Origin of the sequence: Parahoeflea alexandrii, from assembly GCF_024105735.1 — a bacterium.
Taxonomy (GTDB): Bacteria; Pseudomonadota; Alphaproteobacteria; order Rhizobiales; family Rhizobiaceae; genus Hoeflea; species Hoeflea alexandrii.
On sequence record NZ_JAAAML010000001.1, the window covers coordinates 1,268,857 to 1,284,230 of the forward strand.

The 15,374-nt window shown below is 61.0% G+C and carries 13 protein-coding genes; 3 read left to right on the forward strand and 10 right to left on the reverse strand.

Annotated features, from left to right (window positions below):
* Positions 1–121: 121 nt before the first annotated feature.
* The 4 genes from GTW23_RS05790 to GTW23_RS05805 form a co-directional block, all read right to left on the reverse strand.
* The gene (locus GTW23_RS05790) at positions 122–373 is read right to left on the reverse strand and encodes a phosphoethanolamine transferase domain-containing protein (protein ID WP_193217220.1); all 252 of its coding nucleotides are present in this window, start codon (positions 371–373) and stop codon (positions 122–124) included.
* Positions 374–512: 139 nt separating this feature from the next.
* Positions 513–1,928, reverse strand: a complete 1,416-nt coding sequence (locus GTW23_RS05795) for a sensor histidine kinase (protein ID WP_252915002.1) — start codon at positions 1,926–1,928, stop codon at positions 513–515.
* Positions 1,925–2,596 (reverse strand): response regulator transcription factor, encoded by a 672-nt coding sequence (locus GTW23_RS05800; RefSeq protein ID WP_152008203.1) that lies wholly within the window; start codon positions 2,594–2,596, stop codon positions 1,925–1,927. The genes GTW23_RS05795 and GTW23_RS05800 overlap by 4 nt, the downstream gene beginning before the upstream one ends.
* Positions 2,597–2,600: 4 nt before the next feature.
* Positions 2,601–2,915, reverse strand: a complete 315-nt coding sequence (locus tag GTW23_RS05805; RefSeq protein ID WP_193217221.1) for a PepSY domain-containing protein — start codon at positions 2,913–2,915, stop codon at positions 2,601–2,603.
* Between the two features lie 130 nt (positions 2,916–3,045).
* On the opposite strand from GTW23_RS05805, the gene GTW23_RS05810 reads away from it, so the two are divergent.
* From GTW23_RS05810 to GTW23_RS05820, 3 genes are all read left to right on the forward strand, one after another.
* The gene (locus GTW23_RS05810; protein WP_152008205.1) at positions 3,046–3,318 is read left to right on the forward strand and encodes a PepSY domain-containing protein; all 273 of its coding nucleotides are present in this window, start codon (positions 3,046–3,048) and stop codon (positions 3,316–3,318) included.
* Positions 3,318–3,899 (forward strand): cytochrome b/b6 domain-containing protein, encoded by a 582-nt coding sequence (locus GTW23_RS05815; protein ID WP_252915003.1) that lies wholly within the window; start codon positions 3,318–3,320, stop codon positions 3,897–3,899. The genes GTW23_RS05810 and GTW23_RS05815 overlap by 1 nt, the downstream gene beginning before the upstream one ends.
* A 312-nt stretch (positions 3,900–4,211) precedes the next feature.
* A complete protein-coding gene (locus GTW23_RS05820) occupies positions 4,212–5,618 on the forward strand; it encodes a bifunctional enoyl-CoA hydratase/phosphate acetyltransferase (protein WP_252915004.1) in 1,407 nt (468 codons plus the stop codon).
* Between the two features lie 176 nt (positions 5,619–5,794).
* On the opposite strand, the gene GTW23_RS05825 is transcribed toward GTW23_RS05820, so the two are convergent.
* The 6 genes from GTW23_RS05825 to GTW23_RS05850 all read right to left on the reverse strand — a co-directional run bounded on the left by GTW23_RS05825 (position 5,795) and on the right by GTW23_RS05850 (position 15,371).
* Positions 5,795–6,772 carry a retron St85 family RNA-directed DNA polymerase gene (locus GTW23_RS05825; RefSeq protein WP_252915006.1) on the reverse strand — a complete coding sequence of 326 codons (978 nt, stop codon included), beginning with the start codon at positions 6,770–6,772 and terminating at the stop codon, positions 5,795–5,797.
* Complete coding sequence (locus GTW23_RS05830; RefSeq protein WP_252915008.1) at positions 6,766–7,680, reverse strand: retron St85 family effector protein; 915 nt, start codon at positions 7,678–7,680, stop codon at positions 6,766–6,768. The genes GTW23_RS05825 and GTW23_RS05830 overlap by 7 nt, the downstream gene beginning before the upstream one ends.
* A gap of 285 nt (positions 7,681–7,965) precedes the next feature.
* The gene (locus GTW23_RS05835; RefSeq protein WP_252915010.1) at positions 7,966–8,820 is read right to left on the reverse strand and encodes a universal stress protein; all 855 of its coding nucleotides are present in this window, start codon (positions 8,818–8,820) and stop codon (positions 7,966–7,968) included.
* Positions 8,821–8,833: 13 nt separating this feature from the next.
* A complete protein-coding gene (locus GTW23_RS05840) occupies positions 8,834–10,318 on the reverse strand; it encodes a SulP family inorganic anion transporter (protein ID WP_252915011.1) in 1,485 nt (494 codons plus the stop codon).
* A 218-nt stretch (positions 10,319–10,536) separates the two neighbouring features.
* Positions 10,537–14,034 (reverse strand): ATP-binding protein, encoded by a 3,498-nt coding sequence (locus GTW23_RS05845; RefSeq protein ID WP_252915013.1) that lies wholly within the window; start codon positions 14,032–14,034, stop codon positions 10,537–10,539.
* Complete coding sequence (locus GTW23_RS05850; RefSeq protein ID WP_252915014.1) at positions 14,034–15,371, reverse strand: metallophosphoesterase family protein; 1,338 nt, start codon at positions 15,369–15,371, stop codon at positions 14,034–14,036. The genes GTW23_RS05845 and GTW23_RS05850 overlap by 1 nt, the downstream gene beginning before the upstream one ends.
* Positions 15,372–15,374 lie beyond the last annotated feature (3 nt).

The window sequence follows — 15,374 nt, forward strand, 5'->3', positions numbered from 1 at the left end:
TCACGCAAGCAAGCAAGCCTGGGCGGTTCAGTCCGACCCTGGTATCCCGCTCATCTCGACGGCGCACGACAGCCTGATGTGACATCGAGAGCCTGGTCGTAGTGCTTCGCGTTCACATCCATCAGCCCAAGCACAGTGTGGAAGAGTTTGTCACGCGACAGGGTCTCGTCCACCAGGCCGGGGTCATCAGGTGGCCGGCTCCGGCGGGGGTGGTCTGGGTGGCGTTGCGGATCATGTGGTTGTCGATGATGACGCCAAGTTTCTGCATGATCCAGGACGCAGCCGCGGCGCTGAAAAGGGCGACGATGTAAATCGGCTTGGTGATGTATTTCACGGTCACGCTGATCGACAGTGCAGTCAGCAGTGCCGACATGCCGATCGCGAAGGCCCTGACCGTGTTGGCCCAGAAGTCATCGTTGACGGCAAGGATGATTCAGGCGGCAACCAGCAGGCTGAGCGGAAGGCTGCCTATTGACGGCCGAACGAGTTTGATCAGAGGAATTCCATGAAGTCTAGCGGTTGTGTTCCTGGGTGTTTTTTGGGAGCGCCCGCCCGGAGGGTGCATCCGGTGAGGTCAGCGGTATGACAATCCGCGCCTCCAGCCCACCCAATTGTGCCGTGCCGAGTTCAAGCCGGCCGCCGAAGGACTCGACGATGTCACCGGAAATGGCGAGCCCCAGCCCCGCGCCGAGATCGGACTGGTCCCGCCGCTTTTCGGAGCTGATGGCCTCGGCTCCGGCGTCCGGATCAAGCCCCGGGCCGTCGTCTGAGATCCGGATCATGATTGCGTCCGGTGATGCCTTGGCCGCGATCAGGACCCGTGAACTTGCATACCGAACGGCATTTTCGGCAAGATTGCCGATCAGTTCATTGAGATCGTCCGCATCGACCGGGACAGTCAGGGCTGCTTCGACTGTGCATTCCAAATCCAGACTTTCCCCTTCCGGTGTGCGCTTGAGCGCACGCAAGATGCCATCGACAACCGGCCGCAGCGGCGTGCGGTCCTGGCTTCGGCCATGACGCAAACGGGCACGGGCAAGTTCCCGCTGAATATGCCGGCGCATACGTCCGGTCAGTTCGGAAATGTCATCGGCGATGCCGGTTTCGCCCTTCGCGCGGAGCCGTTCGACATCGGAGACCAGCGCGGACAGGGGTGTCTTGAGGCCATGGGCGAGGTTGGCAGCACGGTCTCTGGCGCGGCTGATGGCCTGATCCTGGGCCTCCAGCAGGGCGTTGACTTCCTCAACGAGCGGGGCGACCTCCTGCGGCACGCGGTCTGCCTCAAGCCGTTTGAGGGTACCGCTCCGGATGGCGCTGACGCCCGAGAGCACCCGGTAGACCGGCTTCAGGCCTTCGCCGATCTGAAGCAGGAAGCCGAGCAGCAGGACGATACCCAGGATTGCCAGCACCGGCGCGAGATCCCTGGCAAAGCCTGTCGCCAGCGCGCTGATCTCCGCGCGGTCGATGGCGACCGATACTCTGAGCGTGTGATCTCCGTCCGGTGCGGCAATGACCAGCATGATTTCATGCACCAGCAGCGTGGAGCCTTGCGGACCGCCGGTGTCGTGCACATGGGTATCTCCTGGGCTGAGCACATCACCGGGGATATCGAGATAGGTGTCCCACAGCGACCGCGACTTGAGCCGGGTGCCGGTTCCGGTGTCGTCGATCTGCCAGTAGAGCCCGCCGAAGATGGCCTGGAAGCGGGGATCGACCGGCTCGCGGTCGAGCGAAAGCCCGGACTCCCGGTCAAAGCGCAGCCCACCGGTCAGCTGGTTGAGGTGGGTGTCGAGTTCCTGGCCGACGCGGCGTTCGAGATGGCGCGAGAACAGCGCGGAAAGGCTGAAGCCCGTGACCAGCAGGGCGGCGGCGACGACGATTGCCGCATATGCAAACAGCCGGAAGCGAAGGGAGCGGGCGGTTCTCATGAAGAGCCATCCGGCTCGTTAACGATGTAGCCGAACCCGCGGCGCGTCTCGATGAGGGCTGCGGGCAGTTTCCGCCTGACGCGGCCGACCAGCACCTCGACGGCGTTGGATTCACGCTCGAAATGGACCGATTGCAGGTGCTCTGAGAGTTCCTGCTGGGACACCACACGGCCCTTGTGAAGCATCAGATAGGCGACGAGCCGGTATTCCTGCGGGGACAGGCTGACGGGAACGCCGCGGACGCTGAGCCGCATCTGCCGGGTGTCGAGTTCGGCATCGCCGACGATGACGACAGGGTTGGCCTGTCCGCCGGAGCGGCGGATGATGGCGCGCAGACGGGCAACAAGCTCCTCCATGCGGAACGGCTTGGGCAGGTAGTCATCTGCGCCGGCATCGATGCCTTCGACCCGCTCGGTCCAGGCGCCGCGGGCGGTGAGCACCAGCACCGGGAAATCACGGCCTTCCGCACGCCAGCGCTTGAGCACCGTCAAACCGTCCATGCCGGGAAGACCAAGATCGAGAATAGCGGCGGCATAGGCTTCGCTGTCGCCAAGAAACCAGCCTTCCTCGCCATTGGCTTCACTGTCGACGACGAAGCCCGCCGCCTCGAGTGCGGTGGTGACATCCTGGCGGATTCTCTGATCGTCTTCGACTAGCAAGATGCGCATGGGATCAGTCGTCGGCTTCGAAGCTGAGAATTCTGGCGGTCCGGGCGTCTACCTCGTACTCGACGCGGCGCCCGCTGCGGTCGAGAACATAGATCTCGTAGACCGGGCTGTGCTTCGAGTTCTCGAACTCGATTTCGAGGATCTTGCCGTTGATCTGCGGTTTCAGTTTCTCGAGAATTTCCGAAAGCTGCATTATCTCGCCCTTTCTTACCGCGGCCTCGATGTCTTCGCGTTGACGATGGTCATCGTCAGCGCGTGCCGCTGCGGGCGCCAGCGCGAGTAGGGTGATCAGCAAGAGACGGCATATTGCAGGGTTCATGTGTGCAGCATCGCTGTTTGAAGATGACAAAATGCTGACAGACCCCATCAGCGGATTGTCATGATGGCTCTGCGATAAAGCCAGCGTCAACGGCCAGACGGCCAAACCACTTTATCGAAGGAGACACACCATGAAAACACCGCTTATCGCCGCCGTCCTTTTTTCGGTCATCGCACCGGCCGCAGCGTTCGCCTCGCAGGACTGCCCGAACGTGCCGCGTGACCAGTGGATGAGCGATGCCGCCATCACCGAGAAGGCCAAGGCGCTCGGCTATGACGTGCGCTCGATCAAGGTCGATGACGGCTGTCTGGAAGCCTATGCCATGGACAAGAACGGCAAGCGCGTCGAGGTCTATTTCCACCCGGCTACCGGTGACGTTCTCAAGGTCTCGGCAGACGACTGATGGTACCGCTCAAGGCCACGATGGAAGCAGGCGACATTCAGTCGCCTGCGACCGTCCGGGTGTGGGACCCGCTGGTCAGGATTTTTCACTGGTCGCTTGTCGGCCTGTTCACCTTCGCCTTTCTCACCGGCGATGAATGGCAGAAGCCGCACGAGGTGGCAGGCTACATCATTGCCGGGCTGATCGGCTTCCGGGTGATCTGGGGATTTGCCGGCTCCCGCCACGCACGGTTTTCCTCGTTCATCTATCGCCCATCGACCGTGGCAGGGTTCCTCGCCGACACGATGCGGATGAAAGCCCGGCGTTATCTCGGGCACAATCCCGCGGGCGGGCTGATGGTGCTCGGGTTGCTTCTGGCCATCGCTGTGATCTCGCTGAGTGGATGGATGATGACAACCGATGCCTATTGGGGCGTGGGCTGGGTCCAGGAACTGCATGAAGCGGCTGCCTTCAGCGCCGTTGGTCTTGTGGCGCTGCATGTCGGCGGCGTCCTTGTCGCCAGTTTCGAGCATAGCGAGAACCTGGTCCGCGCCATGGTGACCGGCCGCAAGCGCGCGCCTGGCCCGAACGACATCGCCTGAGCGTCAAAGCCCCCGCACGAAGTTTGGGCCGACCTGCCAGTTGCCGCCGCGCTGGCAGGTCATTTTGTGCTTGCTCGCCGCCAGCGGCGCGCGAGGCTGAACGCATGCCCGCGGATATGAGGCCGGGCTGTGGCGGCAGACCTGAAAACAGGGGCCGCGGCAGCCCCGGTGTCTTGTGTCTGTTGCACTGCTGGGGCAAGTTCGCTGCCGTCCGGGTCCGCAACCGGAACCTGGCTGGAACACCGTCCTGCAACGCCCGTCTCCGCGCACCCCACCGGTTGCGGTCAAACCAAGCGCCTTTGGAGTGTCTCAATGGATCTGATCGAGAATCGCACGCTTGACGAAATCGCGGTCGGGGACCGGGCCGAGATCGAACGGGTGCTGACCCAGCCCGACATTGCGCTGTTTGCCACGGTGTCCGCCGACATCAACCCCTCAACTCTCGTGGATGGCGAGGAGGAAGGTCCGGAACTCACGCAGGGCATTGCCCATGGCATGTGGGCCGGCACGCTGATTTCTGCGGTTCTGGCGACGCGGCTGCCGGGTCCGGGAACCGTACATCTGGGTCAGACGCTGACATTTCACCGACCGGTCAATGTCGGCGACCGCATCGTGGTTCGCGTTGAAGTGACCGGCATCGACAAGGCCACGGGGCGGATCACTCTGGACTGTACATGTGTGAATGCCGAGGGCGAGACGATCGTGTCAGGGCAGGCCGAGGTGCAGGCGCCGCGTACCAGGATCCGCCGGCGCATCGCCCGCATGCCGGTCTCCCATCTCAAGGCTCCGGGCGTGCGCTTCGGCGCGCTGGTCGAGCGGGCAAGGGCGCTCGATCCGCTGTTGACCGCCATTGTCCACCCCTGTGATGCGCTGAGCCTCGGCGGGGCGCTGGCCGCGCGCGACGAGGGCATGATCACGCCGGTGCTGGTCGGGCCCACGGCCAAGATCGAGGCCGCGGCGGACGCTGCGGGGCTGGATCTCGCGGGTCTCGACATTGTCGATGCGCCGCACAGCCACGCGGCGGCGGAAGTGGCCGTGGCGCTGGTGCACGAGGGTCGCGCCGGCGCGCTGATGAAGGGCAAGCTGCACACCGACGAGCTTCTGATGGCCGTGCTCGACAAGACCAAGGGATTGCGGACCGAGCGGCGATTGAGCCATGTCTTCGCGCTCGACGTGCCCGGGCAGGACCGGACGCTGTTTGTCACCGATGCGGCGATCAACATCTCGCCCGATCTCGAAGCTCTGAAAGACATCGTGCAGAACGCCATCGATCTGGCCATCGCTATCGGCGTGGAGGTGCCGCTCGTGGCGCTGCTGTCGGCGGTGGAAACCGTGACCGGCAAGCTGCCCTCGACGTTGCTCGCCGCCGCCATCTGCAAGATGCACGACCGCGGCCAGATCACGGGCGGCAAGGTCGACGGGCCGCTCGCCTTCGACAACGCGATCTCGCCCGCCGCGGTCGCCGCCAAGGGCATCGTCTCCGATGTCGCCGGCCATGCCGACATCCTGGTGACGCCCAATCTCGAAAGCGGCAACATGATCGCAAAGCAGCTGATCCACCTTGCCGGCGCCTCATCCGCCGGCATAGCACTCGGCGCCCGGGTGCCGATCATGCTGACCAGCCGCTCCGACACGGTGGACGCAAGAATCGTCTCGGCGGCGCTGGCCAAGGTGTTCTATCACTGGCGGCGGCTAAGGCCGCTGGGGTTGCCGGGGTAGGGCTGGGGCGTGGGGCTGAGATGAAAGACTGCATTGTGGCGGATGCCATTTCCAGGTGAGACAGCCGCGGGGGACAGTGAGGCTTTAACCAACCCCGTTAATCCTCGCTCAATCGTGACTAGTGCATCTATTACCGATTGCAAAGTGCACCGGTTCAAGCTAGTCGAAATCGCTTATCAGAACGGAAATTCATCGTCGATATGGCCTTCAGTCGGCCAACCCGGAGTATCGGAAAGCTCGGGGTTTCTCAGGATTTCTTCAATTCTCTGTTGACCATACTTCGCCCTCAGAGCTTCTTCGAAGCTCGGTTCAATATCTCTTGAAAAGGCAAGGAGGCCGCGCATGTAACTTACTTCAAACGTATCGAGCTTCCCATTAATCCAGCGATGTATTAGTGCCTTAATTTCTCTTTTCCGATTTCTTCCGATCGAAAGTCGATGTTGTGGGGTGATGACAACACCAGTTATGCTTCTGTGGTACTTCTTCGAAAGGTGCGTAGTTTTTTTGCGATTGAGGCGTATCGAGAGGTGAGGGACATTCCTCTTAACATCTGCGATTTTTGCCTCAAGGTTAACAAGTTGGTCTGGTTTGTTTGCCGAAATGAAAATGTCATCGGCATAGCGGCTATAAATCAGATCTCGTTCAACGCAGTAATTGAATAGCATTTGATCAAATGGAAACATCATTGCATTTGTAATAGATGGAGAGCTTGGCGCACCAATAGTCAATCGATCGTAACGACAGACAATATTTCCGACGAATTCTATGTCTTCTTCATTGAGAATAATACCAATTTTCTTACCTTCTGATTGAATAAATGCCTGTACATGATTTCTCCTGAATGATGGAAAAAAATTCGCAAAGTCGTATCTGTTCGTGTAAAGTGACTTACGATGACGTTCAGCATTAACTCTGATGCCTCCCCCCTTTCTATAAGCAGTAGCCGCATCATGTATGGGTAGCCGTTGAATTATTACTTTAACAATCCATCTCTGAATCGCCTTTAATTCGCGGCTCGGATGAGCAATTCGTCTGGGTTCGCCATTCCTCTTTGGAATATCGTACAGTTTATAGTGGCGGCTTGCGTTCTGTGCCAAACGCAAAAGCTCGGTCTCCTGAAGTTGGGTTGATCTGGCAATTTGATTGATCAGCATTTCGTTAGGCTTTCCAGAATTGGGCCAAAGCCATTTTCACTTGAGTACAGCAAAGCTGATGTTTCGACAGAGATTTCCGTTAGTTCGGTCTTAGCGCCATCTACCAACGAGAGTGCAAATGGACGCTTATCCGATGCCGTCAAATGCCCAAAGTCACCAACCTCCACCAATCGTTCAGAGCCCACCAGAATGGAGACAACTTTTTTTATGCGACTCGGAGAAACTTGGCTCTTGAACGCGCTTCGAAGGATCGATTCAATATCTTCTCCAGTAGCGACAACAAGAAGGCTTACGAGTCGATGAATAAGGGCAAATAGTTCGAACGTACTCAATCTATTAAATTCTTTAGGAGAAAATTTTCGTTTTCTTTTTGATAGTTTTGCGTGATCCGTTATTCGAGTTGAGACCATGGAAAAATCAGGTTTGTTGTAGTCAAGTTGGATAGGGTAGCCGAACACGGACGTCTTTGAGACCTTTGTAGCCGGGCCAAGCGAAATGAAACTTCCGGAACGCTGATGGTTCAAATCCAAAGCGAGAACGATCTTTCTCGCCAGCGGGAGCTGTCCAGAAAAATAGCCAAGCTCGGCAAACGAGCCAGGGGCTTCAGGAAAGAGGACTATTGCAACCGAAAGGTCTGCTACCATCGTCTCGAAATCAGCGATATCGAATGGTTCAGTATCGCCAAATGAGAAGTAGTTCTCCATTGCAAATTCGGGCTTAAAGAATTCGTAATCAGGCAGTAAACTGGGAAAAGCCTCTTCAAAAAGGCTTCTCATGTCAGTTGGGCTGTTTCCACCACACACAAAGACGATGTTTGATTGATTGAGGATGTTGTAACCATCCTTTAGAAGTTGGACCATCCTACCGCGTAACACCTTGTTTGTGCCTTCGCGAATAGGATGGTCCATTCAGTTCTCTTACTTAAGCGTCCGACTTCGAAAAGTTTGTCGGCTCCGAGGAGGAACGACCGGTGACGACAAACTTTTCGAAGTCGGCGCCCGATATCGTTCAATTGAAATCAGCCTGGCAAATCACCCGGCCTAGAGCGTTCAGAAAACACCCAGCTAAGAGCAAATCATACTATAATCAATTAGGTAATAACTGCAAGTGGTTTGATATCATTCGTACATTGAGTAACAAGCGCCTATAGGAGCAAAAGTCCGAAGCCTTCTTTACTCAACGTCCCCCCAACCTCACCGCATCAACAACACCGGCGCCTTGCAGGATCTCAGCATTTCCGTCGTGGTCGAGCCGAGCACGAAGGCGCGGATGCGGGAGTGGCCGTAGGCGCCCATGGCGACGAGGGCTGCGCCGTGCTCCTCGACGCGCTTGCCGAGCACTTCATCGGGCTGGCCTGCGAGGATGGTGGTCTCGACCTCTAGGCCCCCGCCCGTGAGGATGGCCTTGGCGCTTTCCTGCGCCTTCTCGGTGTCGCGGTTGCGTTGGCCGACGGTGACCAGATCGATCCTGAGGCCCGAAAACAGCTTGTTGCCGGCAATATGGTCGACCACGCGCTGGCTCGAGGCGCCGCCGTCGAAGGCGACGATCGCGGTGTTGATCGGTTTGAAGGCGCGCGAGGCGACGAAGACCGGCTTGTGGCTGGCGCGGATGAAGCGCTCCAGATGCGCGCCGAGCCTGAGGCTGGCGAAATCGGCTTCCTCACCGCGTTTTCCCACCATGATCATGCCGGCGGGGCCTTCCTGCTCGATCACTGTCTCGACGATCTCGCCCTGGCGCAGGTGAGCGCCGGCGACCTTCTGACCCGCGGCCTCGATGATGGCGCGGGCATCGTCGAGAATGGCGCGGCCCTTCTGGCTCAAGAGCTTGGCGCGCTGCTCGTCGAGGGTGGAGAGCTCTTCGAGCAATGCGGTGCGGGCGCCGAGCGCAATCGAGCCGGAAAGATCGGACTTGCCGGCGCCGGATTGCCGGTCGAGCACGTGCAGCAGGTCGACTGCCGCATCCATCCGCGCCGCGGCCCAGGCGGCATGGTCGCAGACGCTTTTCGAATAGGTGGACCCATCAACAAGGGCCAAAAGAATGTTGGTCATGATCAGGTCCTCCTCAATGCGATAATAGCTGGTCCATGGCGCCCGGCTTGTCATGGATTGCCAGCCGGTCGACGATGGTTTCCGATGCCTCGTTCATGCCGATGATCTCCACTTCAGCGCCGTCGCGGCGGAACTTCAAGACCGCCATGTCGAGGGCTGCGACGCTGGAAATGTCCCAGATGTGGGCGCGGGAGACGTCGATGACGACCTTGTCCAGCACTTCGCGGAAATCGAAGGCCTTCATGAAATCTTCGGCGGAAGCGAAGAACAGCTGGCCCTCGACGATGTAGGTGCGGGTGCGGCCGTCGTCCGACAGCGTCGAACGGACGCCGAACAGCTGCGCGATCTTCCAGGCGAAGAACAGGCCCGACAGCAGAACGCCGACCAGCACGCCGATGGCGAGGTTGTGGGTGAAGACGACGAACAGCACGGTCGCCAGCATCACCACGGAGGATGAGCGCGGATGGGTCCTGAGGCTCTTGATCGAGGACCAGGAGAAAGTGCCGATCGAGACCATGATCATGATCGCCACCAGGGCCGCCATCGGGATTTCAGCGACCGAGTCGCCGAGCACGACGATGAAGAACAGGAGCATGGCGCCGGCGACGAAGGTCGACAGGCGACCGCGGCCGCCGGATTTCACGTTGATGATGGACTGTCCGATCATGGCGCAGCCAGCCATGCCGCCGATGAAACCTGTGGCGGTGTTGGCGATGCCCTGGCCGACGCATTCCATGTTGCGGTTGGACGTTGTGTCGGTGAGATCATCGACGATGGTCTGCGTCATCAGCGATTCAAGCAGGCCGACGGCTGCGACCGCGACCGAATAGGGCAGGATGATCCACAAGGTCTCGAGGTTGAGCGGGATATCTGGGATCAGGAACACCGGCAGCGTGTCGGGCAGGGCGCCCATGTCGCCCACCGTGCGCAGGTCGAAACCGAAGAACCAGGTGATGGCGGTAAGAACGACGATGGTGACCAGCGGCGAGGGGATGGCGGTGGTGATCAGCGGAAACAGGTAGATGATCGCAAGCCCGCCCGCGACCATGACGTAGGTGAGCCAGGGGACGCCGATGAGTTCGGGCAGCTGCGCCATGAAGATCAGGATCGCCAGCGCGTTGACGAATCCGGTCATCACCGATTTGGACACAAAGCGCATGACATAGCCGAGCCGGGCAATGCCCGCCGCAATCTGGATCAGGCCGGCGAGCACGGTGGCTGCGAGCAGATATTCAAGCCCGTGCTCCTTGACCAGCGTGACCATCAGCACCGCGGTTGCGGCCGTGGCAGCCGAGATCATGCCCGGCCGGCCGCCGACGATCGCGGTGATGACCGCAATCGAGAACGAGGCGTAGAGGCCGACCTTGGGGTCGACACCGGCGATGATCGAAAACGCGATTGCCTCGGGGATCAGGGCAAGGGCTACGACGAGGCCCGAGAGAATGTCGCCGCGGATATTGCCGGTCCATTGCGACGCATAGCTGTTGAACGAGATCATGGAGAGTTGGCGTCCTGTCCGGTGAAGGGATGTTTCGATGATGCTGTGCTTGCAGGAGTGGGCCGATGCAAAGCTGAACCAGGCCCTGCGTTCCTGCGTCCTGCAGGCAAATGATCCGAATGCGGATCAACGAGAGTGCCGTCTCGATACAGGCATAAGCCGCTGATGCCAAGCCAAGCCTGTTCGCAGCTGCGGAAAAACTGACCAAAAGCCCTAAATCAGGCGGTCAGTTCGTGAATGGTCACGTCCGGGCAGACGGCTCTGGCGATGTCGCAGAGATGGCGGTGGTGGGTGAGATAGATCACCTGGCCGACATTGGCCATGCCTGCAAACAGGCGGAAGGTTTCCTCGGCACGGAAATCGTCGAAGGTCTCCATGATGTCGTCGGCGATGAACGGCACCGTGTCGCGCGTTGCGGCAAACTCGTGGAAGCCTGCGACGCGAAGCGCCAAATAGAGCTGGAAGCGGGCGCCCTTGGACATTTCTGCCGCCTGTTTCGAGGTGCCGTCATTCTGAATGGCCATCAGCAGTTCGCGCCCCTTGTCGCGTCCATGGTCGGGTTGGGATGCAAGGCCGGTATAGCGGCCGCGGCTGATGGTGCGGATGGCTTCCGAGGCGCGCTGCATCATTGAGGAGCTGTGGCGCTCGCGGTAAAGCGTCAGCGCCTGCTCCATGGCGATGACGCCGGCGGATAGCCTCAGATAGCGCTCGGCGCCTTCGGCGATGGCTTCCAGCGTGGTGCGGCGACGCTGTTCGATGCGGGCTACCGCGTCGTCGCCGCCGACAGCATCAAGCGCATCCGAGGCGCGGGTGCGAGCGGCGAACAGGTGCTGGATTTCGGCGTCGAGCCTTTCAAGCGAGGCCTCGAGTTCCTGCCGTTCCGCGTTCAACTCGTCGGCATCGGCTGCACTCAACCGGGAGCGGGCTTCCTCAAGCGAGCCGACGCCGAGCGTCTCGCAGATCTCGGCGGCAATCTGGCTGACCCGCTGGCCAAGCTGCTTGCGTTCGAGAGCCTGGTCGATCCTGAGTGCCGCATCGGGCAATGTATCTGTGCCGAGTGCATCGAGCATCTGCGTCTTCCTGGCGGCATGGGCCGCGCGGGTTTCATCATGCTGGCGCTGCCGGGCCAAAGCCTCCTCGAACTGTCGTGTCAGATCATCATTGCGGGCACCGGCCTTCTCAGCCATTGCCAGCCGGTCCGCCAACTGCCGGGCGATGGTGCCGGCCGGGGTGTCCCGGGTGTCGGAGCCGGCCTCGGATGCTGTTGCGTGAAGCGCTGCGGTGTAGTCGGCCTGATCGCGCTGCATCTTGGCGATGCGGTCGGAAAGTCCGTCGCGTTCATGGATCGCGGTTGCGAGTTCTGCAAGCAGCGGCAGAGCCTCGCGAACCACCGCGGCGGTTGGCGCCTGCGGTCCTTTGCCGAGCCAGCAACCGTCACAGGCCTGCTTCCATGCCAGCATCCAGGCATCGGCTTCCGCTTTGGCGTTCTCGACATCGCGCTGCCGGCGGGTGAGCAGGCGCTCCTGTTCGGCCAATGCCTGACGGTAGCCGTCGAGCCTGGTTTCGCGGTTGAGCAGATGCTGGGCACGGTTTTGCAGGTTTTCGAGACTGTCGCCGGTGGTTGCTTCGGGGTCGAGCGGTGAAAGCAACCGCTGCAAACGGGAGGCTGCGGCCTGCCGGTCCTCCTCAACGGCTTGCAACTCGCCAAGCCGGGCGCGCAGTGCCTCGTCGGCGTCGAGCACCTGCTCGCGGCGGGCCAGCCAGTCCGCGATGGCTTCGGGCGTCATGCCGGCCGGCAGTGTGGGCGACAGCTGGCCGAGTGCGGTGGCGATCCGTTCTCGCAGCTCGGCGATTGCCTGTTTCAGCGCGGATCTGGCGGTTCCGGCACTCTCGAGCGCGGCCTTTGTGATCTCCGCTTGCACCGAGATTTCATTGAGCTTGGCGACATCGGCCTTGTGCATGGCACGTTTGTCGGCGGCGCCGTCATAGGCCTTCATGGCGGCTTCGAAGCCTGTTGCAGTCTCGGGGTCGAGCCTTGCCTTGTGCGTTTTCCAGGCGTCGTCGCGGGTCGTGCGCAGCGCTTCGGTCTCCGCCTCCGAGAGGAGCGCGCCGGAACGGCTGAGAGCGCCGGTTTCCGCCTCTAACCGCTTGAGCGACTGGTCGAGCCGGGCACGGTCCTCATCGGTCGAGAGGCATTTGCGCTCAAGGTCCTCGATCCCGGCTTTCCAGCCTCGTATCGTTTCCGCGGAGGGTGGCAGCATGGCGCGCAACTCGCCGATGTCTCCTTTCCAGGGTGCCAGAGTTTCGACCAGGGCCTCGTAATTGTCGCGCGCTGCGGCGACGGTGCGGCTCGCGGTCCGGCAAAGTAGGTCATGATTGTCGTTGCGCAGGACCGTGAGCGCTTCGGCGAGTTCGGTCAGCCGGACCTGGCGTTGTTGGGGAGCCCCTTGCTCAAGCGCGCCGCCCGCGGCACGCAGTTGAGCCAAGGCTTCGTCGTGGTTGACGATCGCGTCGGCATGTTCCTTGCGGGCTGAGGTTATGCGGACGTCGAGGCTCGCGCGGGCATCAACAAGGTCGCGGAGCGTGGCGGTTCTGGTCGTGTCCAGCAGCAGATCTTCGGCTGATGATGCCGATGCCTGCCCGAGCCGGGCCAGGATCTGCTCGATGCGCCCGTCGATTCGGGACAGCGCCGCACGCCGCTCCGGCAGATCCTCGCCGGCCGTTTCATGGCGGGTGCGCAGCCGCTCGAGTTCGCTCATCCGGTCCCTAAGTGAGAGGATCTGCACGTCAATCTCGAGGGCATCGCGTTCGGAGCCCAGGCGCTCGATTTCGGCTTCGAGCGCGGCGCCTGCCGCCTGTAGGGCTGCCTCCTGCTGTCCAAGGTCGCTGACCTGCTGGCGCCATTCCGGTGCAACCTCGGGCAGGTCGGAGAGGGGGGCAAGCTGGTCCTGAAGCCGGTCGAGCTCTGCCAGGCGGGGACAGGCCGCGAGAAGCCGCTCGATTGCCGCAAGCCGGATCCTGAGCCGTTTTCGCTGATCGCCTGCCTCGTCATGCCGCGAGCCTGCCTCTTCAAGGTCTTTGCCCAACTGGGCAAACCTGCTGGCCTGGGTGTCGATCCGCTCGCGCTCGGCCTTGAGTTCTGCGAGTTCGGCCTTGAGTTCGCCAAGCATGCGTTTCTGGGCGCGGGGCTTGTAGAAATCCTCGGTCTCGGTACGGATTCCCGAAAGCCGTTGGGAGAGGTCGCCGAGCCCGGCGCTTGCGGAAAACAGCAACTCTCCAAGGTCCCCGCGGCTTGCCAGAATGCTTTCGCCACCCTGTTCAAGGCTTTCGTCGTCGAGCGAAAACATGGTCTGGTAGCTGTCGCGGTCGAGCCCGCCAAGACCGGCCAGCAGTGCGCCATCGGAGACAGGTTGGTCACGGTTGTCGAGCAGGCTGTTCTGCTGCCGCTTGATGCGCGCGAATTCCTGGGTCTTTCCATCGATCTCCACGCAGGCGCCAATGCGCATGTTAGGGTAGGGATGGAGAAAATTGTAGCTGCTTTGCGCGGCAATCCCGAACAGCAAGTCGAGCCAGGCGCTGAACAGGGTCGATTTTCCTGCCTCGTTCGGGCCGTAGACGATGTGCAGGTCGCAACCGCCTTTGGCGGCCGATCCGAAATCGATCCCGTGATCGGTGAACTTGCCGTAGCGGGTGAGGTCGAGGCGATTGAGGCGCATCAGGCGGTCTCGCTGCCGGTGGCCTGACCTGGCTGCAGCCGGGCCAGCACGTCATCGGCGCCCTGGCGGGCAAGTTCCATGCGCCGCGCTTTGGTCTCCGCCTCATCAGTGCCGAACAGATCCCGGATATCGGTCGGCAGCTGCGCCTGCAAGGTGTCGGCCACGCTTGCCAACGCGGTCTCGTAGGCGTCGGAGCCCAGGATGTCGTTTTCGATCAGTGCCCGGAGTTCGTTAAGCGGGTCTGCGGCAGATGCCTGTGGAGTAACGGGCGGGGTGCAGGCTATGTCGAGCTTCTCGATCCAGGTGTTGCCGATCTGCTCGGCCCGTTCCTCAGCCTCTGCCAGAAGCAAATCAGAATCGCGGCGCATGCGCCAGGCGAGCGGAGTTTCCCCCGAAAGGGCGAGCCGAACCACCAGATGCGGAGCGGTCGAAGCGGAGCGGACCGGCTTCAGCGTATCTGCAAGCACATGTGCGAGGTCGCTCCACTCGCTGAGACCGGACGCATCAATGGTGATGCGGGCAAATTCGGCGAGAGCGGTTGGTTTCTCTTCAAGGCTCACCTGCCCATCATCGACGATTGACACCAGTGTAACCGATTTGGGGCCGTCCTCGTTGATGTCACGGCCCTGCGGCATGCCGGGCATGACGATGGTGGCCGAGCCGGTAACAACCGAGCGCTTGTGGATGTGTCCCAGTGCCCAGTAGTCATACCCGGTTGCCTCCAGTTCGGCGGGACTGCAGGGCGCATAGGGATCATGCCCGGGGGCGCCGCCAAGGCTTGTGTGCATGATGCCGATATTGATGGCATCGGGGTGAGCCCGGCCATATTTCGGCAGCAGGCTTTCGGGCGCCGTGGGGTTGGCGAAGCTCAGGCCATGGATCACAACCGGCTTTTCGCCCTGTTCGCGTTCGATCACAACATGCTCGCCGCGCCCGCTGAACAGTTTGACGAGGTCTGGCAGCACCAGTTCGCGGGAAATGCGCGACAGCGCATCGTGATTGCCGCGAATGATGAAGGTGCGAATGCCAGCTGTCGCCAGGCGGTTGAGCTCGCTTGCCAGAAAGCGGGCGGTTTTCATGGAGGTCTGGTCGCCGTCGTAGAGATCGCCGGCAATGATCAATGCATCGACGCGTTCGCCGACGCACAGGTCGACGATATCGCTGAAAACCTGCCGCGTGGCGCCGCCAATCAGATCAGCAAGGTCCCGATTGCGCAGCGCCAGGGATTTCAGCGGCGAATCAAGATGGATGTCGGCGGTGTGAATGAAGCGGAAGCCGGCGATTGAATTGTCCTCCGGTTTTTCCGGATTTGGGTTGATCGGGTCAGGCCGAGCCATAGC

Coding starts and splice junctions, on each gene's coding strand:
- GTW23_RS05790 (WP_193217220.1), bottom strand. CDS start 373: ATGTCGGCACTGCTGACTGCACTGTCGATCAGCGTGACCGTGAAATAC.
- GTW23_RS05795 (WP_252915002.1), bottom strand. CDS start 1,928: ATGAGAACCGCCCGCTCCCTTCGCTTCCGGCTGTTTGCATATGCGGCA.
- GTW23_RS05800 (WP_152008203.1), bottom strand. CDS start 2,596: ATGCGCATCTTGCTAGTCGAAGACGATCAGAGAATCCGCCAGGATGTC.
- GTW23_RS05805 (WP_193217221.1), bottom strand. CDS start 2,915: ATGAACCCTGCAATATGCCGTCTCTTGCTGATCACCCTACTCGCGCTG.
- GTW23_RS05810 (WP_152008205.1), top strand. CDS start 3,046: ATGAAAACACCGCTTATCGCCGCCGTCCTTTTTTCGGTCATCGCACCG.
- GTW23_RS05815 (WP_252915003.1), top strand. CDS start 3,318: ATGGTACCGCTCAAGGCCACGATGGAAGCAGGCGACATTCAGTCGCCT.
- GTW23_RS05820 (WP_252915004.1), top strand. CDS start 4,212: ATGGATCTGATCGAGAATCGCACGCTTGACGAAATCGCGGTCGGGGAC.
- GTW23_RS05825 (WP_252915006.1), bottom strand. CDS start 6,772: ATGCTGATCAATCAAATTGCCAGATCAACCCAACTTCAGGAGACCGAG.
- GTW23_RS05830 (WP_252915008.1), bottom strand. CDS start 7,680: ATGGACCATCCTATTCGCGAAGGCACAAACAAGGTGTTACGCGGTAGG.
- GTW23_RS05835 (WP_252915010.1), bottom strand. CDS start 8,820: ATGACCAACATTCTTTTGGCCCTTGTTGATGGGTCCACCTATTCGAAA.
- GTW23_RS05840 (WP_252915011.1), bottom strand. CDS start 10,318: ATGATCTCGTTCAACAGCTATGCGTCGCAATGGACCGGCAATATCCGC.
- GTW23_RS05845 (WP_252915013.1), bottom strand. CDS start 14,034: ATGCGCCTCAATCGCCTCGACCTCACCCGCTACGGCAAGTTCACCGAT.
- GTW23_RS05850 (WP_252915014.1), bottom strand. CDS start 15,371: ATGGCTCGGCCTGACCCGATCAACCCAAATCCGGAAAAACCGGAGGAC.